The organism is Pseudomonas migulae (assembly GCF_024169315.1).
Lineage (GTDB): Bacteria > Pseudomonadota > Gammaproteobacteria > Pseudomonadales > Pseudomonadaceae > Aquipseudomonas > Aquipseudomonas migulae_B.
Genome location: NZ_JALJWR010000001.1, coordinates 3,731,383 through 3,754,939, shown reverse-complemented (window position 1 = coordinate 3,754,939; position 23,557 = coordinate 3,731,383). Strand labels below are relative to the sequence as shown.

Below are 23,557 nucleotides of genomic sequence, written 5' to 3'. Positions count from 1 at the left end.
TAACGAACAAAGACTATCGGTGAAGCCCAGGGCTGCCTAGTTCACGAACAGCACCGCGTGTTGAAGGAAATATCCGATGGACTCGAGCGTAGAAAGATCAAAATATCTTCGCTTTTAAACAGTTGGTTTCGTCAATGACTTGGTAGTCATCAGCGTCAAAAAGACCTGCATCTTCTTCTAACGCAACCAGATGGTGGCGTTCTCGCATGAAGCCGCTACACTGCGCCGGCCGTTCATTTTTCTCTTGAGGCTGCACGCATGAAATTTCGTTTTCTTTTGTGGATGCTGGGTTTGTTGATGGGTAAAGCCAGTCGGACTAATCCTGCGTTTCAGCAGCAGTTGGGTGACAAGGAGCTGGTATTCCAGCTACAGACCCTGGACGGGAAAGTGGCGCGGCATTTCTTTGTGAAGGATCAGCGCATTACCAGCAAGTCGGGTGTGTACGCCGAGCCGGCGTTTGCGATTGCGTTTAAAGATGCGGCGTATGGCTTTGCCACGATGCAGGCGAAGAACAAGCAGTTGGCGTTTATGACGGGGATTCAGGACAAGTCGATTCAGATCAAGGGCAACCCGGCGTTGGTGATCTGGTTTCAGGGGTTGACCAAGTATTTGAAGCCGCGGAAGGCGAAGGCTAAAGCCAAGGCTTGAGGTTGATGATTGGCCCTGTGGTGAGGGGATTTAGCGAAACGTCGCACCGCCCCGTTGGGCTGCGAAGCGGCCCTGAAGCCTGAGATACCGGTTTTATCTGGCACACCACTTTGAATGGTTTTGCGACTGCTGCGCAGTCGAACGGGGACAAGTCCCCTCGCCACAGGGGTGTGGTGGTTCAGTTGGATTGGGGGGGATTCTTCGCGGGCAAGCCTCGCTCCTACAGGGATCACCAAAATCCTGTAGGAGCGAGGCTTGCCCGCGAAGCTTTTAGGCTTGGCTGAATTGCGACGCGAGTTCGCGCAGCAGCACTTCAGCTTCGAGGACTTTGCTGACGACGTCGTTGGCTTTGTCGCGGGTCAGGCCGACGCGCTCCAGCAGGGCGTCAGGGATGTCTTCATCCGGGCCGGAGCCGATGCCGCGGCTGCGCAGCAGGCGTACGGCCAGGCACACGAGGTTTGGGTATTCAGCGTAGGCACCGTCATAGCTCGGGTCGTGCTGGAAGCGCAGCGCGGTGGCCAGTTCGTCGGGCATGTCCCAGTAGCGCATCAGCCATGAACCGATCTGTTCACGACTGATACCCAGCAGGTGTTGCTCCACAAAGCTGTGGCACAGGTGCGGGTTGACCTCCAGGTGGCGGCAGATCAGCGAGAAGTGTGGCGGGAAGACGTGGGCCAGCAGCAAGTAGCCGAAGTTGTGCAGCAGGCCGGCGAGATAGGTCAGGCCGGCTTCCGGGCGCTGGGCGCGGGGCATGGCGCGGGTCAGGCCTTCGATGACGGCGGCGGTGTAGATCGATTGCTGCCAGTACGGCGTGGTGTGTTGCGGGTGGTCTTTGGGCAGGCTGAGGGTTTTGCCCAGGGCCAGTCCCAGCGCCAGGTTGATCACCAGGTCGAAACCCAGCACGCGAACGATCGCGTCTTCCACGGAGCGAATCTTGCCCGGCGACGCGTAGTACGGCGACGCTGCCCAGCTCACAACTTGTGCGGCCAACGCCGGGTCGGTTTCGACGACTCCGGTGATGTCGTCGATGGTGGCATTGGGGTCGACGCGCAACTTGATGATTTTCTGCGCGGTCTCGGCCAGCGGCGGAATTTCGATGGTGGCTTCCAGGCGTTGCTGGATGCGCCGAGCGGTGAACGCCTGGACGGCCTGGGTGATTTCCTCGCGGTCATCGTCGGGGCGGTCGAGGTTCGGGCGGATGCTGGTCAGGTTTTCGCCGAAGTTGGCGGCGCTGGCCTTGGTCAGCATGGTCTTGAAGTCTTCGCTGGTGATTTCCAGCAGCACACCTGGCTCGCCCGAGTTGATCAGCAACTTCGGTTCGCGCAGCAGGCTTTCTTCGTACAGGCACGGCGAGCTGGTCAGCGCCGGCAGGCCGGGCAGCAGGCTCAGGCTGTGTTTGCCGAGCATTTTTTCCAGGCGCTCGGTCGACACGGCCGCGAGGCGGCGGCCGGTGAGTTCGGCGAGACGATTGAGGTCGAGCAACTGGCTTTGCGGAAACAGCACCATCAGCGCGCCGACGGCGTCGTCGAGCAATACCGCCTGCACTTTGCGCGAGGCGTTCAGGCCGTGGTGGTCGAGGACTTCTTCGTAGGCGATGCCCAGTTTGGCGAGCAGCAGCCGAATAACAGACGGAGCGTGCGGGGTTTCGGGGACGAGGGCAGCTTCAGTCATGGTCTGTATCCGTATTCAAACAATTGCAGGAGTATAACCAGCTTGTCTAAAGGCATCGTCCAGAATCTGCGACGGTGCTCACACTTGGCCGTATTGCTGCCCATGGCGCAGCCAGCGGTCGAGCAGCGGGCTGACGTGATCCGGCCAGCGCTCCAGCAATGCCTGGGCGGCGTCGCGCACGGCGGGTAGAAGATCGGCGTCGCGCATCAGGTCGGCGACCTTGAATTGCAGCAGGCCGGTCTGGCGCGTGCCGAGCATTTCGCCGGGGCCGCGCAGTTCGAGGTCTTTTTCGGCGATGACAAAACCGTCGTTGGTCTCGCGCATGATGCCCAAACGCTGACGGCCAATCTGTGACAGCGGCGGATGGTAGAGCAGCACGCAATGGCTGGCGGCACTGCCTCGCCCGACACGCCCGCGCAATTGGTGCAACTGCGCGAGGCCGAGGCGCTCGGGGTTTTCGATGATCATCAGGCTGGCGTTCGGCACGTCCACGCCCACTTCGATGACGGTGGTGGCGACCAGCAGTTGCAGGTTGCCGGCCTTGAATTCGGCCATCACGGCCGCTTTCTCGACAGGCTTCATGCGGCCGTGGATCAGCCCGACCTTCAATTCGCCGAGGGCGGCGGTGAGGTCCTCAAAGGTGGTTTCCGCCGCTTGGCAGGTCAACTCTTCCGACTCTTCGATCAGCGTGCACACCCAATAGGCCTGACGCCCTTCGGCGCAGGCGCCGCGCACCCGTTCGATGACTTCGACGCGCCGGGTGTCGGTGACCAGCACTGTGTTGACCGGTGTTCGGCCGGGCGGCAGTTCGTCGAGGATCGAGGTGTCGAGGTCGGCGTAGGCACTCATGGCCAGCGTTCGCGGGATCGGTGTGGCGGTCATGATCAGTTGATGGGGACACATCCGCCCGCCGACACCTTTTTGCCGTAATGCCAAACGCTGTTGGACGCCGAAACGGTGCTGTTCGTCGATGATCACCAGCGCGAGGTTCTTGAACTTCACTTCGTCCTGAAACAGCGCGTGAGTGCCGACCACCATCGGTGTGCCGCTGGCGATTTGCTCGAGCGCAGCCACGCGGTTCTTTCCTTTGAGCTTGCCAGCCAGCCACGCGACTTCAATGCCCAGCGGTTCGAGCCAGCGCTTGAAGGTGATGAAGTGCTGCTCGGCGAGGATCTCGGTGGGCGCCATCAACGCGACTTGATAACCCGCTTCCAGTGCCTGGAGCGCGGCGAGGGCGGCGACCACGGTTTTACCGGCGCCGACGTCGCCCTGAATCAAGCGCAGCATCGGTTCGTGCTGACTGAGGTCGTAGGCGATTTCGTTGCCGACGCGCTGTTGCGCGCCAGTCGGTGCGAAACCCAGATTGGCCAGATACTTGGCCGGAAGCGTCGTGGCTTTCGGCATGGCTGGCGCGCGCAGGGAGCGCATGCTCTCGCGCAGGCGTTGCTGCGACAGTTGATGGGTCAACAGCTCTTCGAAGGCCAGACGGTGCTGGGCCCAGTGATGGCCGAGGGCGAGTTCGTCGACGTCGGCATCGGCCGGCGGGTGATGCAGGTAGCGAATCGCATCGGCCAGCGGCGCCAGTTGATAGTCCCGCGCCAGTTCGGTCGGCAGCCAGTCGGGCAGGCTGGTCGGGCCGAGCATCGTCAGGGTTTGCATGCACAACTGGCGCAAGCGCTGCTGGGTCAGGCCTTCGGTGAGCGGGTAGACCGGCGTCAGGGTTTCATCCACCGGCGGCGGCTCGTCGCCGGTGATGGCGCGGTATTCCGGGTGGTAGATTTCCAGCCCCGACGCACCGGGCCGCGCTTCGCCGTAGCAGCGAATCCGCGTGCCGCGTTTGAGGCCTTCTTTCTGGGCGTTGCTGAAATGGTAGAAGCGCAGGCTGAGCCCGCCAGTGCCGTCCTGCAAGCGCACGACCAGGCTGCGGCGACGGCCCATGACCACGTCGGCGCCGCTGACGGTGCCTTCGATCACGGCGTCCTGTCCGGGTCGTAAATGGCCGATCGGGACCACTCGGGTGCGGTCCTGATAGCGCAGCGGCAGGTGGAACAGCACGTCCTGAAGATTCTCCAGGCCGACCTTGGCCAGTTTCTCGGCCATGGCCTCGCCGACACCCTTGAGTGCCGTGACCGACACTTGCGACAACTCGGTCATGACAGCGACTTAAGCCGCAACCACCGGCGCGGGCGGTTTGGCCACCGAGCACAGGCGAATGGAGTCAGCGAGAATTTCAATCGCCTTCGGCCGCGGGAAGCTCGCGCGCCAGGCGATGGCCACGGTGCGGAACGGCACCGGCGGTGTCAGTGGGCGCACTTCGATCACGCCGGGGGCGTAGTGGTGGCTGTCGACTGCCGAGAGCGGCAGGATCGAAATCCCGAGCCCCGACGCGACCATGTGGCGAATGGTTTCCAGTGAGCTGGATTCCACCGTGGTGTGCTTGGCGCCGTCGTTGCCTTTGGTCAGCGTCGGGCAAGCTTCCAGCACTTGGTCGCGGAAGCAGTGGCCTTCGCCGAGCAGCAGCAGACTCTTGTCGTTGAGCAGGGCGGCGTCGATGGATTCTTTTTGCGTCCACGGGTGCTGGGCCGGCATCAGAACGTAGAACGGCTCGTCGTAGAGCTGCAGGGTCAGCACGTCGGCTTCGTTGAACGGCAGGGCGATGATGATCGCGTCGAGCTCGCCGTTGCGCAGTTTGTCGCGCAGCACGTGGGTGAAGTTTTCTTCGATGTACAACGGCATCTGCGGGGCGACCCGGTGCAGTTGCGGGATCAGGTGCGGAAACAGGTACGGGCCGACGGTGTAGATCGCGCCGACTTTCAGCGGGGCGGTCAGCTGGTTCTTGCCGGCCTGGGCCAGTTCGCGGATGCCTTGGGCCTGTTCCAGGACTTTCTGTGCCTGGGCGACGATGCCTTCGCCGACCGGGGTCAGGCGCACGGCGCTCTTGCTGCGCTCGAAGATCAGCACACCGAGTTCGTCTTCAAGCTTTTTCACGCCCACCGACAGGGTCGGCTGACTGACGTGGCAACGCTCGGCGGCGTGGCCGAAGTGCTGCTCTTGGGCGAGGGTAACGATGTAGCGTAATTCTGTAAGAGTCATAGCAAGCGTCCATGAAGTTGCGGGCCAAGCATACCGGCTGCAATCGATAGACGCACGTTATCAGAGAGAGTGTGTCGAGTGACACCGGGCAATGCGGGTTTGCCGCTGGCGGATATGCGAAAGGCACCTTTCGGTGCCTTTTTGGCTGGATCGTGCAGCTGGCGGATAACCTTGTGGGAGCGGGCTTGCTCGCGAAAGCGGTGTGTCATTCCGCGTAGATGTCGTCTGACACGGCCTCTTCGCGAGCAAGCCCGCTCCCACAGGGGGTGTGTATTGCGGCCTAGCGGCGACGTTCCAGCGAGTAAACAAACGGTGCAACGATTTCGATCGAGCCGTTGTTCAGCATGTCGGCCGGCGGCTTGGGCAGCGGTTGAGCGCGGCGGATCATTTCCAGGGTCGCCCGATCCAGATCGGCGTTGCCGGAGCGGCCCACCAGTTCGAACGACAACACGTTGCCTTCAGCATCCACCACGAAGCGCAGTCGGTTCAAACCTTCCTTGCCCCGCGCCTGAGCACTGGCCGGGTACTTTTTGTACTTGGCCAGGTGAGCGAGCAGCGTCCCTTGCCAGCTGGCCTTGGCGGCCTGCTGCGCGGGCGATGGGCCCGGTGCCGGTTGTGCGGATTTCTCCGTCGGTGCCTGGGTCGGTTGAGTGTCGGCCGGTTTTTCCTCGGACGGTTTTTCCTTCGGCGGCTCCGGCTTTTTCTCCACAGGCTTGGGCGGCTGAGGCTTCGGCTTGGGTTTGACCGGTTTCGGTACGGTAATCTCGGCCTTCGGCACTTCGGCCAGTTTCGGGATCGGCAGTTCTTCCACCGGAGCAGGTGGTTGTGGCGGCGTTATCACCTTCGGCGGTGCCGGCGGTGGCGGGGCCGGAACCGGCGCCAGTTCGACCATCATCGCCTGCGGCGGCAGCTCGATGGGTGGCCGTGCGGTCCAGTTCATCGCCAGCGCAATGGCCAGCGCATGGACGCCCAGCACCACGGCCAGGCTCCCGCTGTAACGCGTCAGCTTATGGCGCGTCGTGATCATTTCTTGACTGCCGTCTCGAGTCCGACCAGACCCACCTTCAGGTAGCCCGCGGAACGCAGGTTATCCATCACGCTCATCAGGTCGCCATAGTCCACGCCTTTATCGGCCTGGAAGAAGATCGTCGTGTCTTTCTTGCCCTTGGTCCTGGCGTCGAGCGTGGCGCCGAGGGCTTCGGCCTTCACTTCGTCTTCGCCGAGGAACAGGCGCTGGTCAGCCTTGACGCTGAGGAACACCGGTTTCTCCGGACGCGGCGCCGGTTTGGCGCTGGAGGCGGGCAGGTCGACCTTGATGTCCACGGTGGCCAACGGGGCGGCCACCATGAAGATGATCAACAGCACCAGCATCACGTCGATGAACGGCGTGACGTTGATTTCGTGGTTCTCGGCCAGATCGTCGTCTGCGCCTTCTTTCAAATGCAGGCCCATGGCCGATTACCCCACTTTCACCATGTGCGGTTGCGAGCTGCGCTCAGGCTGGTGGTCGAGGTCGCGGCTGACCAGCAGCAGGACTTCTGCCGAGGCGTCGGACACTTGTGCCTTGTAACCGGCGATGGAGCGGGCAAACACGTTGTAGATCACAACGGCTGGAATCGCAGCGACCAGGCCCAGCGCCGTGGCCAGCAGGGCTTCGGCGATGCCGGGAGCGACGACGGCGAGGTTGGTGGTCTGGGTTTTGGCGATGCCGATGAAGCTGTTCATGATGCCCCACACGGTGCCGAACAGACCCACGAACGGCGCGGTGGAACCGATGGTGGCGAGTACGCCGGTGCCGCTGCTCATGTTGCGACCGCAGGCGGCAACCAGACGTTCGAGGCGGAAGGCGACACGTTCCTTGATGCCTTCTTTTTCGCGGCTGTTGGTCGACAGGCGCATTTCTTCCAGCGCGTCATGCACCAGCAGGTTGGCGAGAGTGCCGGCCTTGGTGGCGGACGCGCTGGCTTCCTTGAGGGTGGTGGCTTTTTTCAGGTGGACGATTTCGGTGCGCAGACGACGCTTGGCGCCCATCAGCTCGAAACCCTTGGCGATCCAGATGGTCCAGGTGATGATCGACGCGATGGCCAGGCCGATCATCACGATTTTCACGATGATGTCGGCGTTCTGGTACATGCCCCACGGCGACAGGTCATGGGCCATGCCCAGGGTATTGTCGGCTTCGAGGACTTCAGGAGCGTCTTCGGCGGTGGTGTCTACGGCCTGGGCCGGGTCGGTGGCAACCGGTGCAGCGTGATCGGCTGGAGCAGGTGCGGCAGCAGCAGCCGGGCTGGTTGGGGTAGCTGGCGCTTGTGCGTCAGCGAAGGCGGCGGTTGGCGCCAGCATCAGGCTGAGCAGCAGGGCGGCCACCGCGCTCCAGGCGCGAGGTCGTTTGGTTGGCGAAGCGGGGAATTGATTGCGTGTCATGCTGGCCGGACCTGAGAGAAAAAGACGGTAAATGTTCTTCCAGGCCTCGAAGGCCGAGAACAAAAGTGGCGGGCATTATTGCAAGTAATTCTTGTTAACAGAAGTAATAGAGTATCTTTTTTTCCTGCATTACTAGCCGCTCGTCCATTGCCGGCGCTAGTCTGTGGCTTTCCGATAGGAGTTTTTTGATGTCCGCGCCATCTGTTTTGATCGCCGGCTGCGGTGATGTCGGCAGCCGACTGGCCACCCAATTGCTGGCTGCAGGGTGGGAGGTCCATGGCCTGCGACGCGACATTTCGCGCCTGCCCGAGGGCGTGATCGGTGTTGCCGGCGATTTGTTCAACAAGGACTGTCCGGAAACCTGGCCGGTCGGCGCGGTGGATTACCTGGTGTATTGCGCCGCCGCCACCGATCACGATGAAGCCGGTTACCGCGCCGCTTATGTCGAGGGCTTGCAGCATGTGCTTGAGTGGCTGGACGACTACGGGCAGGTGCCCAATCGCCTGCTGTTCGTTTCCAGCAGTAGCGTTTACGGCCAGCAGGACGGCGAGTGGGTCGACGAAACATCGCCGACCATCGCTACCGGCTATTCGGGTCGACTGATGCTGGAAGCTGAGCAGGTGGCGCTCAACAGTGGCATCCCGGCGAGCATCGTGCGCTTGACCGGTATTTATGGCCCGGGCCGTGAATGGCTGCTGATTCAGGTGCGTCGCGGCTATCGCGTGGCGATCGATCCGCCGTTGTACGGCAACCGCATTCACGCGGATGACGCGGCGGGGTTGATGGCGTTTTTGCTTGAGGCGGATCGGCGTGGTGTGGCGCTGGATAACGTCTATATCGGTGTCGACGATGCGCCGGCGCCGCTGGCCGAAGTGGTGGACTGGCTGCGTGAATATCTGGGCGTGACTGAATGGTCCGAGGATGCGAGCGTGCGGCGTACGGGCAGTAAGCAGTGCAGCAATGCGCGGGCGAAGGCCTTGGGCTGGACGCCGAAGTACTCAAGCTATCGCGAAGGTTACGCCGCGATTCTCGAAGGCCGCTGCTGACTTCCAGTCGCCGCAAACCACTGTGGGAGCGGGCTTGCTCGCGATGGGGCCATAACATTCAACATCTATGTTGACTGTCGCACCGCCATCGCGGGCAAGCTGAACTGGTCAAGTAATCTTGGACACCAATTAAGGTTTACGCCGCCAGTCTCTCCATCGTGACTGGCGGCCGGTAGTCGTTGTAACTGTGAGGCCTGGCGATGTTGTAGCGCGAGACATAGCGCTGCACATCCGCTCGGGCCTCATGTTCCGATCCGTAGCCTGTTTCGGGCACCCACTCTGATTTCAAACTGCCAAAGAAGCGCTCCATCGGAGCGTTGTCCCAGCACTCGCCCTTACGGCTCATGCTTTGCCGGAGCCCGTGTGCCAGCAGCTCATTCCTGAACTTATGGCTGGTGTACTGACAACCTTGGTCTGAGTGAAACAGTACGTCTTTTGGGCGACTGCGCAACTCAACCGCCATCCGCAAGGCTTCGCAGGTCAGGGTGGCATCGGAGATCATCGAAAACGACCAGCCCACGATCCGGCGGGCGTACAAATCCAGAACCGCCGCGAAATACAGCCACCGCTTACCGACCTTGATATACGTCACGTCCCCGCACCACACCTGATTGACCGCCGTGACATCAAACTTGCGCTTGAGGACGTGCGGCGCCACCAACGCCTCAACGCCGGGCGATTTGTACTTATGGCGCCGGCGCTGACGGCTGGCGATACCAGCTTCGCGCATCAAGCTGCGGGCCATGTACCGCCCGACACGATGTCCATCAGCTTGCAGCTCTTTGGCCAAGGTGCGTGCGCCCGCAGACTCCCTCGACGCCCTGTGATGCTTAACCAGCACGGCCTTGAGCTTCTCCCGCTCAGGGTTCACTTTGCCTTGGCGCTGACGCCAGGCGTAAAAGCTGCTGCGGTTGACACCAAAAACCCGACAGCAATTGTTAACGCCGTACTGCTCGTCCAGCTCATCGATCAACGAGAATGATCTTTGGCGTCCAAAAGCAGGAGAGCACTGGCCTTTTTTAGGATTTCGATATCCAGGTCTTTTTGCCTGAGCAAGGCTTTGAGTTTCTGGATCTCTCGCTGATCCGCGGTAATCGCCTTGGCGCCCACCGGAGTCGAGCCCAAGCGCTCCTTGCGAACTTGATCGACCCAGCGGCGCAAGGCCGTAGGACCGATATCCAGATTGGCACAGACCTCGGGAACCGACTGCCCCTCATCCAGCACCAGGCTGGCAGCCTTGAGTTTGAACTCACTCGAATAGGATTTACGCATATCCAAACACCTCAGATTTGGGCGCCATCATAGCGCCCGATTGAGATGTCCAAAATCATTAGGCCAGTTCAAGCCCGCTCCCACAGGGTTACTCTGTTGGCTTCAGATCCGGGTCACTGTTTTTCCAGCAACCACTTGCGCTGACCCGGCGTGAACTGCGGCATTTCATCCGCCTGCGCGGTGTTCACCGCCTGAAGGATCTCCAGTTCCTTGCCCTTGCGCGCAAAGATCCAGGTGTTGCCCTGGCCGTTCAACTGCAGCCACATGTTGTCGTCGCCACCGCTCATCGACGCGCAATCGCCAGCCAGACACAGTGCATAGCGATCCGCACCCGGCAGGCCGGTCACCTGGCCGTCGGCCTGGAATTGCACAGTGCCGCCTTCACCGGGGCCGCTGACGACTTTCCAGCTACCGCCCATGTAGGCCGAATACAGCGCGCGTTCGAAGCTGGCACCCATCGGTGCGCCATCCGGCACCGGGATCAGGGCGCGATCAAAGACCTGTGCAGGTTCATTGTCGCTGGCGACCTGGCTCAGTTGCTTGCCGTCACGCTTCAGTTCGCTGGCGGAGCTGCCATAGAAGTCGACTTTCCAGGCGCCGGACTCTTCGCCCAGCAACTTGCCTTCGACGTTTTCAAAACCGTTGGTGTAGCGGGCCTGGCCGGCCTTGGTGTTGACGTCCCATTCCAGGTTCGGGCCGTAAGCCTGGAGCGCTTCACGCAGGGGGCCGCCTTTGGACGCAGCGTCGATCGCCACCTGATTGATCCAGGTGCCGCTGATGTCACGGTCGGCAGGGTTGCTGGCACAACCGCCCAAGAACAGGGCGATCAGCGAGAGAGCTAGCGCTTGGCGCATGGTGGAATCCTTTCAAAACAGAATCGACGCAGCCCTTGGGGCTGCGCCGGACGCATTACTCGATGACCAGAATGGCATCCATTTCAACCTGCGAACCCTTCGGCAGGGCGGCTACGCCGATGGCGGCGCGGGCAGGGTAGGGCTGGTCAAAGTACTTGCCCATGATCTCGTTGACCTTGGCGAAGTGGCTCAGGTCGGTGAGGAAGATGTTCAGTTTGACGATGTCCTTGAACGAACCGCCAGCCGCTTCGGCCACGGCTTTCAGGTTTTCGAACACCTGTACGGTCTGGGCTTCGAAGCCTTCAACCAGTTCCATGGTTTTTGGGTCCAGAGGAATCTGACCCGACATGTAGACGGTGTTGCCAGCCTTGATCGCCTGGGAGTAAGTACCGATAGCGGCCGGGGCCTTGTCGCTGGTGATAACTGTCTTGGTCATGAATGACTCCTTGTAATAGGTTGGCTTAGGCACGCATGCGGGTGATGCGAATCACCCCGGTCAGTGCGCGCAGTTTCTTGATCACGCGGGCCAGGTGCACGCGGTCGTGCACGCTGACCACCAGTTGGACCACGCTGATGCGACCATCGCGTTCGTCCATGCTGATTTTTTCGATATTGCCGTCCGCCGCGTTGACGCTGCTGGCCAGCAGGGCGATCAGGCCACGCTGGTGTTCCAGCTCGACGCGCAGCTCGACGTTGAATTCGCCGGTGACATCCTTGGCCCACGAGAGCTGGATGCATTTTTCCGGGTTGTGGCGGATTTCGCTGATGTTGCGGCAGTTGTCCAGGTGCACGACCATGCCTTTGCCGGCGGACAGGTGACCGACAATCGGGTCGCCCGGGATCGGCGTGCAGCACTTGGCGTAGCTGAGGACCAGGCCTTCGGTGCCGCGAATCGCCAGCGGACCTTCCGGGCTTGGCAGCTGTTCGCCTTCGCCGAGCAGGCGGCGGGCGACCACGTAAGCCATGCGATTGCCCAGGCCGATGTCTTCGAGCAGGTCTTCGATCAGTTCGAGACGGTACTCGGTGAGCATCGCCTTGACGCGCTCGGCCGCGACTTTTTCCAGCGAGCTGTCGAAGCCATTCAACACTTTGTTCAGCAGGCGTTCGCCCAGGCTGATGGACTCGGAGCGACGTTGCAGCTTCAGCGCGTGGCGGATATGCGTCCGCGCCTTGCCGGTCACTACGAAGTTGAGCCACGCCGGGTTCGGCCGCGCACCGGGAGCACTGACGATCTCGACCGTGGAGCCGCTTTGCAGCGGTTCGGACAGCGGCGCGAGACGACGATTGATCCGGCAGGCAATGCAGCTGTTGCCCACGTCGGTGTGCACCGCGTAAGCGAAGTCGACGGCCGTGGAGCCTTTGGGCAGCTCCATGATCCGGCCTTTGGGCGTGAACACGTAGACCTCGTCCGGGAACAGGTCGATCTTCACGCTTTCGATGAATTCCAGCGAGTTGCCCGCACGTTGCTGCATTTCCAGCACGCCTTTGACCCACTGGCGGGCACGGGCATGAGTGCCTTTGGGCTGCTCGTCGCCGCTGGATTTGTACAGCCAATGGGCGGCGATGCCGTTGTTGGCCATCTCTTCCATTTCACGGGTGCGGATCTGAATCTCGATCGGAACACCGTGCATACCGAACAACGTGGTGTGCAGTGACTGATAGCCGTTGGCCTTGGGGATCGCGATGTAATCCTTGAAGCGCCCCGGCAATGGTTTGTACAAATTATGCACAGCGCCCAGCACGCGATAGCAGGTATCGACCTTATCGACGATGATCCGGAACGCGTAGACGTCCATGATCTCGTTGAAGGCCCGACGCTTGCCGCGCATTTTCTTGTAGATGCCGTAGAGGTGTTTCTGGCGACCGCTGACCTCGCCCTGAATGCCGTCGACGGCCAAGCAGTGGCTGAGGGATTCTTCGATCTTGTTGACGATTTCCTTGCGGTTGCCCCGGGCGCGCTTGACGGCCTGGTTGATTCGCGCGGAACGCATCGGGTGCATCGCCTTGAAGCCGAGGTCTTCGAATTCTATGCGGATAGCGTGCATGCCCAGCCGGTTGGCGATGGGCGCATAGATTTCCAGGGTTTCCTTGGCGATCCGCCGGCGTTTTTCGCCAGACAGGACTTCCAGCGTGCGCATGTTGTGCAGGCGGTCGGCGAGCTTGACCAGGATCACGCGAATGTCGCGCGCCATGGCCATGGCCATTTTCTGGAAGTTTTCGGCCTGGGCTTCGGCCTTGGTCTCGAAGTTCATCTGGGTCAGCTTGCTGACGCCATCGACCAGTTCGGCCACGGTTTCGCCGAACTGCGCTTGCAGCGCTTCCTTGGCAATACCGGTGTCTTCGATCACGTCATGCAGCATCGCGGCCATCAAACTCTGATGGTCCATGTGCATGTCGGCAAGAATGTTCGCCACCGCAAGAGGATGCGTGACGTATGCCTCACCGCTGCGGCGGCGTTGGCCGTCGTGGGCTTGTTCGGCGTAGAAGTACGCTCGGCGGACCAGGTTGACCTGGTCCTTGCCGAGGTAGGTCGATAAGCGATCGGCGAGGGCGTCTATGCTCGGCATGATAACTCCTGCCGTTCGCTGTGACCCCGCGCCGTGCTACGTCGACCAGGCATAGGCTTAGACGGCCTCGTTGGACTCGTCCTCGAACGCTGCGAACAGCGGTTCGTCTTCGACGATTTCAGCGTTGGCGATGAACTCGTAGCTCATCAGGCCTTCGGCGATTTCACGCAGGGCTACAACGGTAGGCTTGTCGTTTTCCCACTGAACCAGGGGCTCTTTGCCGCCGGTGGCCAGTTGACGGGCACGCTTGGTAGAGAGCATGACCAGCTCAAAGCGGTTTTCCACGTGTTCTAGGCAGTCTTCAACGGTTACGCGGGCCATGGTATTCCTCGGAGCGAATGCAATATGCGCGCTGCCCGGTTGGGCGAGCGGACTCAACAGTTTAAAAAATCACCAGCGATTAGGGAAGCGCTGATTTTTTGACCAAGCCCTTCAACGCGCTGCAAGTGCCAATGTAAAGCCCTTGCAGCGGTTTTGGGAAGAGCTGTTTAGCCGAGCAATTCAGCCAAAAGTTTGCCGTTGCGCTGCTGCTGACGCTTCTGATGCAGCTGATTGGCGCGGAAAATCGCCTGCAAATCGCGCAATGCATGGGCGAAATCGTCGTTGATAATCAAGTAGTCGTAGTCGACGTAATGGCTCATCTCGCTGACGGCTTCACGCATGCGCCCATCAATGATTTCGTCGCTGTCCTGGCCGCGATTGGTCAGGCGCTGGTGCAAGGCTTGCAGGGACGGCGGCAGAATGAAGATCGAGCGGGCCTGCGGCATCAACTTGCGCACTTGCTCGGCGCCCTGCCAGTCAATCTCCAGGATCAGGTCGTGGCCTGCATCCAGGGTCTGTTGCAGATGGCTTTGCGAAGTGCCGTAGAGATTGCCGAACACTTCGGCGCGCTCCAGGAAATCACCATGTTCGCCCATCTTCACAAACGCTTCACGCGAGACGAAGTGATAGTTCACGCCGTTCACTTCACCGGGGCGCATGGCGCGGGTGGTGTGGGAGACCGAGACGCGGATCTCCGGATCAGCGTCGGTCAGGGCCTTGACCAGGCTGCTCTTGCCCGCCCCCGAAGGGGCGGAAATGATGTACAGGGTGCCGGTGCTGTGGGTCATGTCGGGTTTGCCTTACTCAATATTCTGCACTTGTTCGCGCATCTGCTCGATCAACACTTTGAGGTTGACCGCCGCCTGGGTGCTGCGCGGGTCGAAGGCTTTGGAGCCCAGTGTGTTGGCTTCGCGGTTGAGCTCCTGCATCAGGAAGTCGAGGCGCCGGCCGGCCGCGCCGCCGGACTTGAGCACCCGGCGAACTTCAATGATGTGAGTGCTCAGGCGATCCAGTTCTTCGGCCACGTCGCTCTTCTGAGCGAGCATGACCATTTCCTGTTCCAGGCGCTGCGGGTCCATCTCGGCTTTCATGTCGGCGAAGCGGTCGAGGACTTTCTGGCGCTGGGTGGCGAGCATCTGCGGGACCAGCTCACGCAGGGTCACCACGTCTTCTTCAATGGAGGTCAGGCGATCGTTGATCAGGCGCGCCAGCTCTGCGCCTTCGCGCTCGCGGCCGGCCTTGAGTTCTTTCAGGCCTTCGTTGAACAGCGCCAGTGCTTCGGCATTCAAGGCTTGCGGGTCGCTGGCGTCGCCGACCAGAACGCCGGGCCAGGCCAGCACTTCAAGCGGGTTCAGCGCCGCCGGATTCTTGATCAGGCCGGCGATGGTCTCGGCGGCGGCAACCAATTGAGCGGCGCGCTCGCGGTCCACTTGCAGAGGTTTGTCAGTGTTTTCTTCGGTGAAGCGCAGGGTGCATTCGAGCTTGCCCCGGGAGATGCCCTGGCGTAGCGCTTCGCGGACCGCGCCTTCGAGGTCGCGAAACGACTCCGGCAGGCGCAGGTGGGGTTCCAGGTAGCGGCTGTTGACCGAGCGCAGTTCCCAGCTCAGGGTGCCCTGGGCGCCGGCTTTTTCGACGCGGGCGAAGGCGGTCATGCTGTGCACCATGGAGGTACCTCGCAATGCAGGTCGACGCTAACCCGAGGTTTCGCGGACCCGCTATCTGTGAATTAAAGCCGACAGGCAGCAAAGGCGCAGGATTGTAGCGCAGTGGGGCGGATGCGCCCAAACACACGGTGTGACAAAGGACTGCAGGCCGTCGGTAAAGCGCTGTTCTAAGCTCTGAACAGAGCCTTCAATCGTCGGGCGGTTTTTTTAGAAGTGCCCAGGCTCGACGTGCGGCTCTATAATGCTCGGCAGTTTTCCGTCCTCCGTACAGGTATTCCCTATGAAACGTCCAAGTGGTCGCGCTGCCGATCAGCTCCGCTCGATCCGCATTACCCGCAACTACACCAAACACGCCGAGGGATCTGTACTGGTCGAGTTCGGTGATACCAAAGTCATCTGCACCGTCAGCGTCGAAAACGGCGTGCCGCGGTTCCTCAAAGGCCAGGGCCAGGGTTGGTTGACTGCTGAATACGGCATGCTGCCGCGCGCCACCGGCGAGCGTAACCAGCGTGAAGCGAGCCGCGGCAAACAAGGCGGCCGCACCCTGGAAATCCAGCGTCTGATCGGTCGTTCCCTGCGCGCATCGCTGGACATGTCCAAGCTGGGCGACGTCACCTTGTACGTCGACTGCGACGTGATCCAGGCTGACGGCGGCACCCGCACCGCGTCCATCACTGGCGCCATGGTTGCACTGGTCGATGCCTTGAAAGTGATCAAGAAGCGTGGCGGCCTGAAAGGCGGCGACCCACTCAAGCAAATGATCGCTGCCGTTTCGGTGGGCATGTACCAGGGCGAGCCTGTGCTCGACCTCGACTACCTGGAAGACTCGGCTGCCGAGACTGACCTGAACGTGGTGATGACCAGCACCGGCGGCTTCATCGAAGTCCAGGGCACTGCCGAAGGCGCGCCGTTCCAGCCTGAAGAACTGACGGCCATGCTGGAGCTGGCGAAGAAGGGCATGAGCGAAATCTTCGAATTGCAAAAGGCTGCACTGGCTGACTGACCGAAACCATTCCAGGCAAGGAGGACATCATGAGTGACGAGCAAGAGCTGCTTCCCCTACCGAGCAAAGAGGTTCGGCAGTGGGCGATGTTTTGTCACCTGTCCGCCTTGCTGGGAATCTGGATTCCGTTCGGTACGCTGATCGGTCCGCTGATTCTCTGGCAGATGAAGCGCGAGATGGACCCGTTTGTCGATGCTCAGGGCAAGGAGGCGCTGAACTTTCAGATCACTGTCGCCATTGCCTCCGCCATCTGCTTCTTGCTGATGGTAGTAATTATCGGGTTCTTCCTGTTTGGACTGCTGGCGATTGGTGCGTTGGTGTTGACGATCATTGCTGGCGTGAAAGCCAATGAAGGCGTGCCGTACCGGTATCCGTTCACTTGGCGGTTGATCAAGTAGCCAGTAGTACGTAATTCGTGTGGGAGCGGGCTTGCTCGCGAAGCGGTGTATCAGTCAACTCAAGTGTTGAATGATAAGTCGCTTTCGCGAGCAAGCCCGCTCCCACATTTAAACTTCATCTGTAAAACGCAGTGCACCTGAACTTGAAATTAATTACCCTGCTGTGTAGGACTTTTCTTTTTTAAAGTTAAAGCTTTATTTCGTTGTAAAAGATGCATGCCTGACAGACTAAGCCTCTGCCCAGATTTCCACTTGTAATCACTATCTCCCCTACACTTTTAGTCACAACTGTAAAGCCTCAGTGCCGTGTATGCGCTTGGCAATCCGACTTGGTGGTTGATAAAGTTGTGCCAAGTGATATTTATCAAGAAATATTTCGATATATTCTGACCATTGACGGTCCTTGAATCCAACACTAACCAGCGTTGAGAGATCAACCTGTTCAAGAGGCGTGTCCAGGTAAAAAGTTCGCCCCTGAATATATATCAAAGAATAATCCCAATGGTTCAACTCGATTTTTATGGAACACTTGTGGCCGCCTCTTTAGTGCTGTTACTGGGACGCGGACTCGTCACACGAATCGGTTTTTTACGCAGTTACAATATCCCTGAGCCTGTAGCAGGCGGCCTGGTGGTGGCTCTGCTTCTCCTGGCTTTGCGGGTATTTGATATTGAGGTCCGATTTGACACCTCACTACAAACGCCCTTGATGTTGGCTTTTTTTGCCACCATCGGCTTGAGTGCAGACTTTGCCAGCCTGAAGAAAGGGGGGCGCGTAGTCGGGATCTTTCTGCTGGCGGTGATCGGGCTTCTGGTGGTCCAGAATGCCATGGGCATCGGCCTCGCAAAGGCCTTGGGGCTCGATCCGTTGATGGGCTTGTTGACGGGCTCGATTACGTTGTCTGGCGGTCATGGTACCGGCGCTGCATGGGGAGCGACGTTCAGCGAGAAGTTTGGTCTGGCTTCCGCCTCTGAACTCGCGATGGCCTCTGCGACGTTTGGCCTGGTGCTGGGTGGGTTGATTGGTGGCCCGGTTGCTCGCCTGCTCATCAAGCGTGTTCAGACACCCGGTTGCGAGAAAGATAAGCCGCGTCTGCCGAAGGGCTTTGAGCAGCCAAACAAAGAGCGTTCGATCACGCCATTTTCGTTTATCGAGACGCTCGCCCTGATCTCCGTCAGTCTGATGGCAGGCTCCCTCTTGAATGGTCTGCTCCACGGAACGGCATTTGAGTTACCAACGTTCGTATGTGTCTTGTTCGTGGGCGTGGTCTTGCGCAATGGCCTTTCCGCACTTGGCCTGTATCAGGTGTTTGAACGTGAAGTTTCCGTATTGGGGAATGTCAGCCTGTCGCTGTTTCTGGCGATCGCTCTGATGTCGCTCAAACTATGGGACCTGGCCGCATTGGCGTTGCCGATCTTTATCATCCTGGCTGCGCAAGCATTGGTCATGGCACTGTTTGCGATTTTCGTGACTTTCAGAATGATGGGCAGCAACTACGATGCGGCAGTTCTGGCGGCAGGGCATTGCGGTTTCGGGCTGGGAGCAACGCCAACGGCCATCGCTAACATGCAAGCGGTGACACAACGTTACGGTCCTTCGCAGATAGCGTTTCTGGTGGTGCCAATGGTGGGGGCTTTCTTCATCGACATCATTAACGTCATCGTGATCAAGTTGTACCTGGCACTGCCGTTTTTCGCTGCAGCCTGAAGGTATAACGCATAAGAAAAATGCCCGTATCTTGCGATACGGGCATTTTCGTCAACCTGTCAGCGAAACTAGATAGTCAGCGTCCAGTCGTAGTCCACGATCAGCGGCGCATGCTGCGAGAACCGTGGCTGACGTGGCAGGCGCGCACTGCGTACGAAGCGGCGCAGGCCCGGCGTCAGTATCTGGTAATCGAAGCGCCAGCCCAGGTTGAGCATTTCCGCCTGTTCGTTATCCGGCCACCAGCTGTACTGGTCGCCTTCACGGCTGACTTCGCGCAGGGCGTCGACATAACCCATGTTGCCGACAATCTCGTCCATCCAGGCACGCTCAGGTGCCAGGAAGCCCGGGGATTGCTGGCTGTCGCGCCAGTTCTTGATATCCAGCTTCTGTTGCGCCACGTACAGCGAGCCACAGTAAATGTACTCGCGACGTTTGCGCCGCTGTTTATCCAGATAACGGGCGAAATCGTCCATTAGCTTGAACTTCTGGTTCAAGTCTTCATCGCCGTTCTGCCCCGAAGGGAGCAGCAAGGTCGCGATGCTGACCTTGTCGAAATCGGCTTGCAGGTAGCGCCCGTAGCGGTCGGCCGTCTCGAAGCCGAGACCGCTGATGACAGCCTTCGGTTGCAACCGCGAATACAAAGCCACGCCACCCTGGGCGGGAACTTCGGCTTCGCAGGCATAAAGGAAGTAGCCATCCAGTTGGAAGGCTGGATCGTCCAGTTCAAAGGCGGAGGCGCGGGTGTCCTGCAGGCAGATGACGTCGGCATTCTGTGCTTGCAGCCAACTGAGCAAACCTCGCTCCACTGCAGCCTGAATACCATTGACGTTCACACTGATGATCCGCATAAATGGCCCCAAAAATCGCGTGCGTGTATGATACACGGCGTCAACCTAATTAGCTAAATCCGTGGTATTTGGGGTTTTTTTCATGCAAGCGTATCAACGCGATTTCATTCGTTTTGCCATCGATCGCGGCGTTTTGCGCTTCGGTGAGTTCACCCTGAAGTCCGGGCGCACCAGTCCTTACTTCTTCAATGCCGGTCTGTTCAACTCCGGTTCGGCCCTGGCGCAACTGGGTCGTTTTTACGCGGCAGCCATCGTCGAAAGCGGTATTCCGTTCGACGTATTGTTTGGCCCGGCGTACAAAGGCATCCCTTTGGCGGCGACTACTGCAGTGGCTTTGGCTGAACATCATGAGCGTGACTTGCCATGGTGCTTCAATCGCAAAGAGGCCAAGGCTCACGGCGAAGGCGGCAGCCTGGTTGGCGCACCGTTGACCGGTGACGTGCTGATCATCGACGACGTGATCACCGCGGGCACTGCCATTCGCGAAGTGATGCAGATCATCGCTTCCCAGGACGGCGCCAAGGCTGCTGGTGTACTGATCGCCCTGAATCGTCAGGAGCGTGGCAACGGTGAGTTGTCGGCGATCCAGGAAGTGGAGCGTGACTTCGGCATTCCGGTGATCAGCATTGTGTCGCTGAACCAGGTGCTGGAATTCCTGGCGGACGATCCGCAGCTCAAGCAACACCTGCCAGCGGTTGAAGCCTACCGCGCCCAATTCGGCGTCTGACCACAACCTTTTTTGTGGGGTGAGCTTTTGTGGCGAGGGAGCTTGCTCCCGCTTGAGTGCGAAGCGCTCACAACATACTTGGGTCTGCTATGCAGCCCAGCGGGAGCAAGCTCCCTCGCCACAAAAGGCGGTATGCCACAGGAATCGCAGGCAAAAAAAGACCCCGCTCAGCCAGGCTGAGCGGGGTCTTTTTGTGTGTGCTGCTTAAGGACGCTTGCGATTGCTGATCAAGGTACCCACACCCGTATCGGTGAAGATCTCCAGCAAAATCGCGTTCGGCACCCGACCATCAATGATCAACGAACTGCCCACTCCACCCTGAACCGCTTCCAGTGCGCAACGGATCTTCGGCAGCATGCCGCCGTAGATGGTGCCGTCGGCGATCAGCTCGTCGACCTGTTGAGTCGTCAGGCCAGTCAGGACCGTCCCGGACTTGTCCATCAGGCCGGCGATGTTGGTCAGCAGCATCAGCTTTTCAGCCTTCAGTGCTTCCGCGACTTTACCGGCCACCAGATCAGCGTTGATGTTGTACGACTCGCCGTTGGCACCCACGCCGATCGGCGCGATCACCGGGATGAAATCGCCTTTTACCAACAGGTTCAGCAGGTCGGTGTTGATCCCGACCACTTCGCCCACCTGACCGATGTCGATGATTTCCGGCTGGGTCATCTCCGGGGTCTGGCGGGTGACGGTGAGCTTTTTCGCGCGAATCAGCTCGGCGTCTTTACCGGTCAGGCCGATGGCGCTTCCGCCATGACGGTTGATCAGGTTGACGATGTCCTTGTTCACCTGGCCGCCGAGGACCATTTCCACCACGTCCATGGTCTGCGCATCCGTCACGCGCATGCCATCAATGAAGTGGCTCTCGATCGACAAGCGCTTGAGCAAATCGCCGATTTGCGGGCCGCCGCCGTGAACCACCACCGGGTTGATGCCCACAGCTTTCATCAGCACGATGTCGCGGGCGAAGCCGGTTTTCAGCTCCTCGCTTTCCATCGCGTTGCCGCCGTATTTGATCACCAGCGTCTTGCCGACATAGCGGCGGATGTAAGGCAGCGCTTCGGACAGGACCTTGGCGGTGTTGGCGGCGGCTTCGCGTTCGAGGGTCATTCAGGGCTCCGGGTGCATCAAAAAATCAGAACGGTAGTTGGAGATCAGGGGCAACACGCTTCAACTGGACTTTGAAAACATCCTTGATGCGCTGCAATTCAGCCTCGTCATCGGCCTCGAAGCGCAGCACCAGCACCGGTGTGGTGTTGGAGGCGCGAACCAGGCCCCAGCCTTTGGCGTAGTCGACTCGCACGCCGTCGATGGTGGTCAGGTCGGCGCCTTCGCCCCACTTCGCGTCGTGCAATGCATCAATGATGCTGAATTTGCTCTCTTCGGTCACATGGATATTGATTTCCGGCGTAGAAATATCGTTCGGGAAGGTCGCAAACAGCTCCTCCGCGGTGGATTTTTCCTTGCTGAGGATCTCCAGCAGCCGCGCGGCGCTGTAAATGCCGTCGTCGAAACCGAACCAGCGTTCCTTGAAGAAGATGTGCCCACTCATTTCGCCGGCCAACAGCGCGCCGGTCTGTTTCATTTTCTTTTTGATCAACGAGTGACCGGTCTTCCACATTAGCGGCCGACCGCCGTATTCCTTGATCAGCGGTGTCAGGCGGCGAGTGCATTTGACGTCGAAGATAATTTCCGCGTCCGGGTTGCGCGCCACCACGTCACGGGCGAACAGCATCAGCAGGCGGTCCGGGTAAACGATGCTGCCCGTGTTGGTCACCACGCCGACACGATCGCCGTCGCCGTCGAAGGCCAGGCCGATGTCGGCGTTGGTTTCCTTGACCTTGGCAATCAGGTCGACGAGGTTTTCAGGCTTGCCCGGGTCCGGGTGATGGTTCGGGAAGTTACCGTCGACGTCACAGAACAACGGGATGACTTCGCAGTTCAGCGCTTCGATCAGCTGCGGGGCGATCACGCCAGCCGCGCCATTGCCGCAGTCGACCACAACTTTGAGACGACGAGCGAGTTTGATGTCTTCGACGATTTCAGTGTTGTAGCGGTCAAGGATCTCGACCTGGGTGATGCTGCCCTTGCCGCTGCTCAGGTTGTTGGTCTTGAGGCGATCGTGCAGGGCCTGGATCTGTTCGTTGGCCAAGGTATCGCCAGCGATGACGATCTTGAAGCCGTTGTAGTTCGACGGGTTGTGGCTGCCGGTCAGCATCACGCCCGATTTGCCGGCCAGTACGTTGGCGGCGTAGTACAGCGCCGGTGTTGGCACCAGGCCCACGTCACTGACGTGGCAACCGGCGTCGGCCAGGCCTTTGATCAGTTGCTCGACCAGTTCCGGGCCGGACAGGCGACCATCACGGCCAACGGAAACGTTAGGTTCGCCCTGGGACAGGCTCTGAGCGCCGATGGCACGGCCGAGCCAGTACGCGGTTTCAGCGTTCAGGAATTCCGGGACGGTGCCGCGAATGTCGTAGGCGCGGAAAATGCTGTCGGGGAACTTGGGTGCGACTTGGGCTGGGGTGTTCATCTGTAGGAATGCTCCATCTCGAAAGTGGCTGGACCTGCACGCGAAGAACGCTTCGGCGGGTTCGAACTGAAGGGTATGACGGCGTTTTCCACAGAGAGTTCGTGGTGCGAAAAGGCCATGACACCGGTTTCAGTCAACATCTGGCGGGCCAATGCCTTGATTTCCAGTGTTAAACCTTCCAGATGACGGCTGTGCGATTTCAGCATCCGCCACACCTGTGGCGAGGGAGCTTGCTCCCGCTTGGGTGCGCGGCACCCACAAAATCTTGGGGCCGCTTCGCTGCCCAGCGGGGGCGAGCCCCCTCGCCACAGGGTTCTCTATCCGATCAATGGCTGCCGGAGTGACCGAAACCGCCCGTACCGCGCTGGGTTTCAACGAACTCTTCGACCATCTCGAAGTGCGCTTGAACCACCGGCACCAACACCAATTGGGCCAAACGCTCACCCACCACCATGTTGAAATCAGTCTGGCCGCGGTTCCAGCACGACACCATCAGCGGACCCTGGTAATCGGAGTCGATCAAACCGACCAGATTGCCCAGGACGATGCCGTGCTTATGGCCCAGGCCGGAGCGCGGCAGAATCAGCGCGGCCAAACCTGGATCGCCGATGTAGACGGACAGGCCGGTCGGGATCAGCACGGTTTCGCCCGGCTTGATCACGGTGTCTTTTTCCAGCATGGCGCGCAGGTCGAGGCCGGCGGAGCCGGGTGTGGCGTACTGCGGCAGCGGGAATTCGGTGCCGATGCGTGGGTCGAGGATCTTGGCTTGCAAAGCGTGCAT

The 23,557-nt window shown here is 60.0% G+C and carries 24 protein-coding genes and 1 pseudogene; 6 read left to right on the top strand and 19 right to left on the bottom strand.

Annotated elements, in window-relative coordinates; translation table 11 throughout:
* Positions 1-258 precede the first annotated feature (258 nt).
* The gene (locus tag J2Y86_RS17270) at positions 259-648 is read left to right on the top strand and encodes a hypothetical protein (protein WP_008150118.1); all 390 of its coding nucleotides are present in this window, start codon (positions 259-261) and stop codon (positions 646-648) included.
* Between the two features lie 270 nt (positions 649-918).
* Here J2Y86_RS17270 and J2Y86_RS17265 read toward each other — a convergent pair whose 3' ends face one another.
* The 6 genes from J2Y86_RS17265 to exbB form a co-directional block, all read right to left on the bottom strand.
* On the bottom strand, positions 919-2,319 hold the full coding sequence (locus J2Y86_RS17265) for an aminoacyl-tRNA deacylase and HDOD domain-containing protein (protein WP_253433812.1): 1,401 nt from the start codon (positions 2,317-2,319) through the stop codon (positions 919-921).
* A gap of 78 nt (positions 2,320-2,397) precedes the next feature.
* Positions 2,398-4,473: an ATP-dependent DNA helicase RecG gene (recG, locus tag J2Y86_RS17260; protein ID WP_253433809.1), complete on the bottom strand. Its 2,076-nt coding sequence runs from the start codon at positions 4,471-4,473 to the stop codon at positions 2,398-2,400.
* Positions 4,474-4,482: 9 nt separating this feature from the next.
* Complete coding sequence (locus J2Y86_RS17255; protein WP_017341496.1) at positions 4,483-5,412, bottom strand: hydrogen peroxide-inducible genes activator; 930 nt, start codon at positions 5,410-5,412, stop codon at positions 4,483-4,485.
* 280 nt (positions 5,413-5,692) lie between these two features.
* On the bottom strand, positions 5,693-6,439 hold the full coding sequence (locus J2Y86_RS17250; RefSeq protein ID WP_253433806.1) for an energy transducer TonB family protein: 747 nt from the start codon (positions 6,437-6,439) through the stop codon (positions 5,693-5,695).
* A complete protein-coding gene (exbD, locus tag J2Y86_RS17245; RefSeq protein ID WP_008150131.1) occupies positions 6,436-6,864 on the bottom strand; it encodes a TonB system transport protein ExbD in 429 nt (142 codons plus the stop codon). Before exbD ends, J2Y86_RS17250 begins: the two co-directional genes overlap by 4 nt.
* Before the next feature lie 6 nt (positions 6,865-6,870).
* Entirely contained in the window at positions 6,871-7,836 is a 966-nt protein-coding gene (exbB, locus tag J2Y86_RS17240; protein ID WP_253433803.1) for a tonB-system energizer ExbB, read from the bottom strand.
* A 188-nt stretch (positions 7,837-8,024) separates the two neighbouring features.
* On the opposite strand from exbB, the gene J2Y86_RS17235 reads away from it, so the two are divergent.
* A complete protein-coding gene (locus J2Y86_RS17235) occupies positions 8,025-8,882 on the top strand; it encodes an SDR family oxidoreductase (RefSeq protein WP_253433800.1) in 858 nt (285 codons plus the stop codon).
* Between the two features lie 136 nt (positions 8,883-9,018).
* Here the strand turns inward: J2Y86_RS17235 and J2Y86_RS17230 are convergent, their stop codons facing one another.
* From J2Y86_RS17230 to J2Y86_RS17195, 8 genes are all read right to left on the bottom strand, one after another.
* Entirely contained in the window at positions 9,019-9,855 is an 837-nt protein-coding gene (locus tag J2Y86_RS17230; protein WP_253427692.1) for an IS3 family transposase, read from the bottom strand.
* Positions 9,852-10,154, bottom strand: a complete 303-nt coding sequence (locus J2Y86_RS17225) for a transposase (protein ID WP_253427691.1) — start codon at positions 10,152-10,154, stop codon at positions 9,852-9,854. Before J2Y86_RS17225 ends, J2Y86_RS17230 begins: the two co-directional genes overlap by 4 nt.
* A gap of 113 nt (positions 10,155-10,267) precedes the next feature.
* Entirely contained in the window at positions 10,268-11,008 is a 741-nt protein-coding gene (locus tag J2Y86_RS17220) for a hypothetical protein (protein WP_253433798.1), read from the bottom strand.
* A gap of 55 nt (positions 11,009-11,063) precedes the next feature.
* Positions 11,064-11,444 carry a RidA family protein gene (locus J2Y86_RS17215; protein ID WP_003229509.1) on the bottom strand — a complete coding sequence of 127 codons (381 nt, stop codon included), beginning with the start codon at positions 11,442-11,444 and terminating at the stop codon, positions 11,064-11,066.
* A 25-nt stretch (positions 11,445-11,469) separates the two neighbouring features.
* The gene (gene spoT / locus J2Y86_RS17210; RefSeq protein ID WP_253433794.1) at positions 11,470-13,575 is read right to left on the bottom strand and encodes a bifunctional GTP diphosphokinase/guanosine-3',5'-bis pyrophosphate 3'-pyrophosphohydrolase; all 2,106 of its coding nucleotides are present in this window, start codon (positions 13,573-13,575) and stop codon (positions 11,470-11,472) included.
* Between the two features lie 57 nt (positions 13,576-13,632).
* A complete protein-coding gene (gene rpoZ / locus J2Y86_RS17205; RefSeq protein WP_003177259.1) occupies positions 13,633-13,896 on the bottom strand; it encodes a DNA-directed RNA polymerase subunit omega in 264 nt (87 codons plus the stop codon).
* Positions 13,897-14,063: 167 nt separating this feature from the next.
* Positions 14,064-14,684 carry a guanylate kinase gene (gene gmk, locus J2Y86_RS17200; protein ID WP_253433791.1) on the bottom strand — a complete coding sequence of 207 codons (621 nt, stop codon included), beginning with the start codon at positions 14,682-14,684 and terminating at the stop codon, positions 14,064-14,066.
* A gap of 12 nt (positions 14,685-14,696) precedes the next feature.
* Positions 14,697-15,560: a YicC/YloC family endoribonuclease gene (locus J2Y86_RS17195; RefSeq protein ID WP_253433788.1), complete on the bottom strand. Its 864-nt coding sequence runs from the start codon at positions 15,558-15,560 to the stop codon at positions 14,697-14,699.
* A gap of 280 nt (positions 15,561-15,840) precedes the next feature.
* Between J2Y86_RS17195 and rph the strand changes: the two genes are divergently transcribed.
* The 3 genes from rph (at position 15,841) to gltS (ending at position 18,668) form a co-directional block, all read left to right on the top strand.
* Complete coding sequence (gene rph / locus J2Y86_RS17190) at positions 15,841-16,563, top strand: ribonuclease PH (protein WP_084317764.1); 723 nt, start codon at positions 15,841-15,843, stop codon at positions 16,561-16,563.
* Positions 16,564-16,592: 29 nt separating this feature from the next.
* Complete coding sequence (locus J2Y86_RS17185; protein ID WP_253433784.1) at positions 16,593-16,961, top strand: DUF4870 domain-containing protein; 369 nt, start codon at positions 16,593-16,595, stop codon at positions 16,959-16,961.
* A 501-nt stretch (positions 16,962-17,462) separates the two neighbouring features.
* Entirely contained in the window at positions 17,463-18,668 is a 1,206-nt protein-coding gene (gene gltS, locus J2Y86_RS17180; RefSeq protein ID WP_253433781.1) for a sodium/glutamate symporter, read from the top strand.
* A 68-nt stretch (positions 18,669-18,736) separates the two neighbouring features.
* Here gltS and J2Y86_RS17175 read toward each other — a convergent pair whose 3' ends face one another.
* Positions 18,737-19,516: an exodeoxyribonuclease III gene (locus J2Y86_RS17175; protein ID WP_008030595.1), complete on the bottom strand. Its 780-nt coding sequence runs from the start codon at positions 19,514-19,516 to the stop codon at positions 18,737-18,739.
* 82 nt (positions 19,517-19,598) lie between these two features.
* On the opposite strand from J2Y86_RS17175, the gene pyrE reads away from it, so the two are divergent.
* Entirely contained in the window at positions 19,599-20,243 is a 645-nt protein-coding gene (pyrE, locus tag J2Y86_RS17170) for an orotate phosphoribosyltransferase (RefSeq protein WP_253433763.1), read from the top strand.
* A 204-nt stretch (positions 20,244-20,447) separates the two neighbouring features.
* Here the strand turns inward: pyrE and argB are convergent, their stop codons facing one another.
* The 4 genes and pseudogenes from argB to dut all read right to left on the bottom strand — a co-directional run bounded on the left by argB (position 20,448) and on the right by dut (position 23,557).
* Positions 20,448-21,353 carry an acetylglutamate kinase gene (gene argB / locus J2Y86_RS17165; protein WP_045059191.1) on the bottom strand — a complete coding sequence of 302 codons (906 nt, stop codon included), beginning with the start codon at positions 21,351-21,353 and terminating at the stop codon, positions 20,448-20,450.
* A gap of 25 nt (positions 21,354-21,378) precedes the next feature.
* Positions 21,379-22,755 (bottom strand): annotated as a pseudogene (locus J2Y86_RS17160) (phosphomannomutase/phosphoglucomutase); the annotation flags it as partial.
* Positions 22,756-22,772: 17 nt separating this feature from the next.
* Positions 22,773-22,982, bottom strand: a complete 210-nt coding sequence (locus J2Y86_RS17155) for a hypothetical protein (RefSeq protein WP_253433760.1) — start codon at positions 22,980-22,982, stop codon at positions 22,773-22,775.
* Between the two features lie 119 nt (positions 22,983-23,101).
* Positions 23,102-23,557, bottom strand: a complete 456-nt coding sequence (gene dut, locus J2Y86_RS17150; RefSeq protein ID WP_017341480.1) for a dUTP diphosphatase — start codon at positions 23,555-23,557, stop codon at positions 23,102-23,104.

Bases quoted from the DNA above. Each gene is read 5' to 3' on its own strand.
- J2Y86_RS17270 (WP_008150118.1), top strand. From the start codon at position 259: ATGAAATTTCGTTTTCTTTTGTGGATGCTGGGTTTGTTGATGGGTAAA.
- J2Y86_RS17265 (WP_253433812.1), bottom strand. From the start codon at position 2,319: ATGACTGAAGCTGCCCTCGTCCCCGAAACCCCGCACGCTCCGTCTGTT.
- recG (WP_253433809.1), bottom strand. From the start codon at position 4,473: ATGACCGAGTTGTCGCAAGTGTCGGTCACGGCACTCAAGGGTGTCGGC.
- J2Y86_RS17255 (WP_017341496.1), bottom strand. From the start codon at position 5,412: ATGACTCTTACAGAATTACGCTACATCGTTACCCTCGCCCAAGAGCAG.
- J2Y86_RS17250 (WP_253433806.1), bottom strand. From the start codon at position 6,439: ATGATCACGACGCGCCATAAGCTGACGCGTTACAGCGGGAGCCTGGCC.
- exbD (WP_008150131.1), bottom strand. From the start codon at position 6,864: ATGGGCCTGCATTTGAAAGAAGGCGCAGACGACGATCTGGCCGAGAAC.
- exbB (WP_253433803.1), bottom strand. From the start codon at position 7,836: ATGACACGCAATCAATTCCCCGCTTCGCCAACCAAACGACCTCGCGCC.
- J2Y86_RS17235 (WP_253433800.1), top strand. From the start codon at position 8,025: ATGTCCGCGCCATCTGTTTTGATCGCCGGCTGCGGTGATGTCGGCAGC.
- J2Y86_RS17225 (WP_253427691.1), bottom strand. From the start codon at position 10,154: ATGCGTAAATCCTATTCGAGTGAGTTCAAACTCAAGGCTGCCAGCCTG.
- J2Y86_RS17220 (WP_253433798.1), bottom strand. From the start codon at position 11,008: ATGCGCCAAGCGCTAGCTCTCTCGCTGATCGCCCTGTTCTTGGGCGGT.
- J2Y86_RS17215 (WP_003229509.1), bottom strand. From the start codon at position 11,444: ATGACCAAGACAGTTATCACCAGCGACAAGGCCCCGGCCGCTATCGGT.
- spoT (WP_253433794.1), bottom strand. From the start codon at position 13,575: ATGCCGAGCATAGACGCCCTCGCCGATCGCTTATCGACCTACCTCGGC.
- rpoZ (WP_003177259.1), bottom strand. From the start codon at position 13,896: ATGGCCCGCGTAACCGTTGAAGACTGCCTAGAACACGTGGAAAACCGC.
- gmk (WP_253433791.1), bottom strand. From the start codon at position 14,684: ATGACCCACAGCACCGGCACCCTGTACATCATTTCCGCCCCTTCGGGG.
- J2Y86_RS17195 (WP_253433788.1), bottom strand. From the start codon at position 15,560: ATGGTGCACAGCATGACCGCCTTCGCCCGCGTCGAAAAAGCCGGCGCC.
- rph (WP_084317764.1), top strand. From the start codon at position 15,841: ATGAAACGTCCAAGTGGTCGCGCTGCCGATCAGCTCCGCTCGATCCGC.
- J2Y86_RS17185 (WP_253433784.1), top strand. From the start codon at position 16,593: ATGAGTGACGAGCAAGAGCTGCTTCCCCTACCGAGCAAAGAGGTTCGG.
- gltS (WP_253433781.1), top strand. From the start codon at position 17,463: ATGGTTCAACTCGATTTTTATGGAACACTTGTGGCCGCCTCTTTAGTG.
- J2Y86_RS17175 (WP_008030595.1), bottom strand. From the start codon at position 19,516: ATGCGGATCATCAGTGTGAACGTCAATGGTATTCAGGCTGCAGTGGAG.
- pyrE (WP_253433763.1), top strand. From the start codon at position 19,599: ATGCAAGCGTATCAACGCGATTTCATTCGTTTTGCCATCGATCGCGGC.
- argB (WP_045059191.1), bottom strand. From the start codon at position 21,353: ATGACCCTCGAACGCGAAGCCGCCGCCAACACCGCCAAGGTCCTGTCC.
- J2Y86_RS17155 (WP_253433760.1), bottom strand. From the start codon at position 22,982: ATGCTGAAATCGCACAGCCGTCATCTGGAAGGTTTAACACTGGAAATC.
- dut (WP_017341480.1), bottom strand. From the start codon at position 23,557: ATGCACGCTTTGCAAGCCAAGATCCTCGACCCACGCATCGGCACCGAA.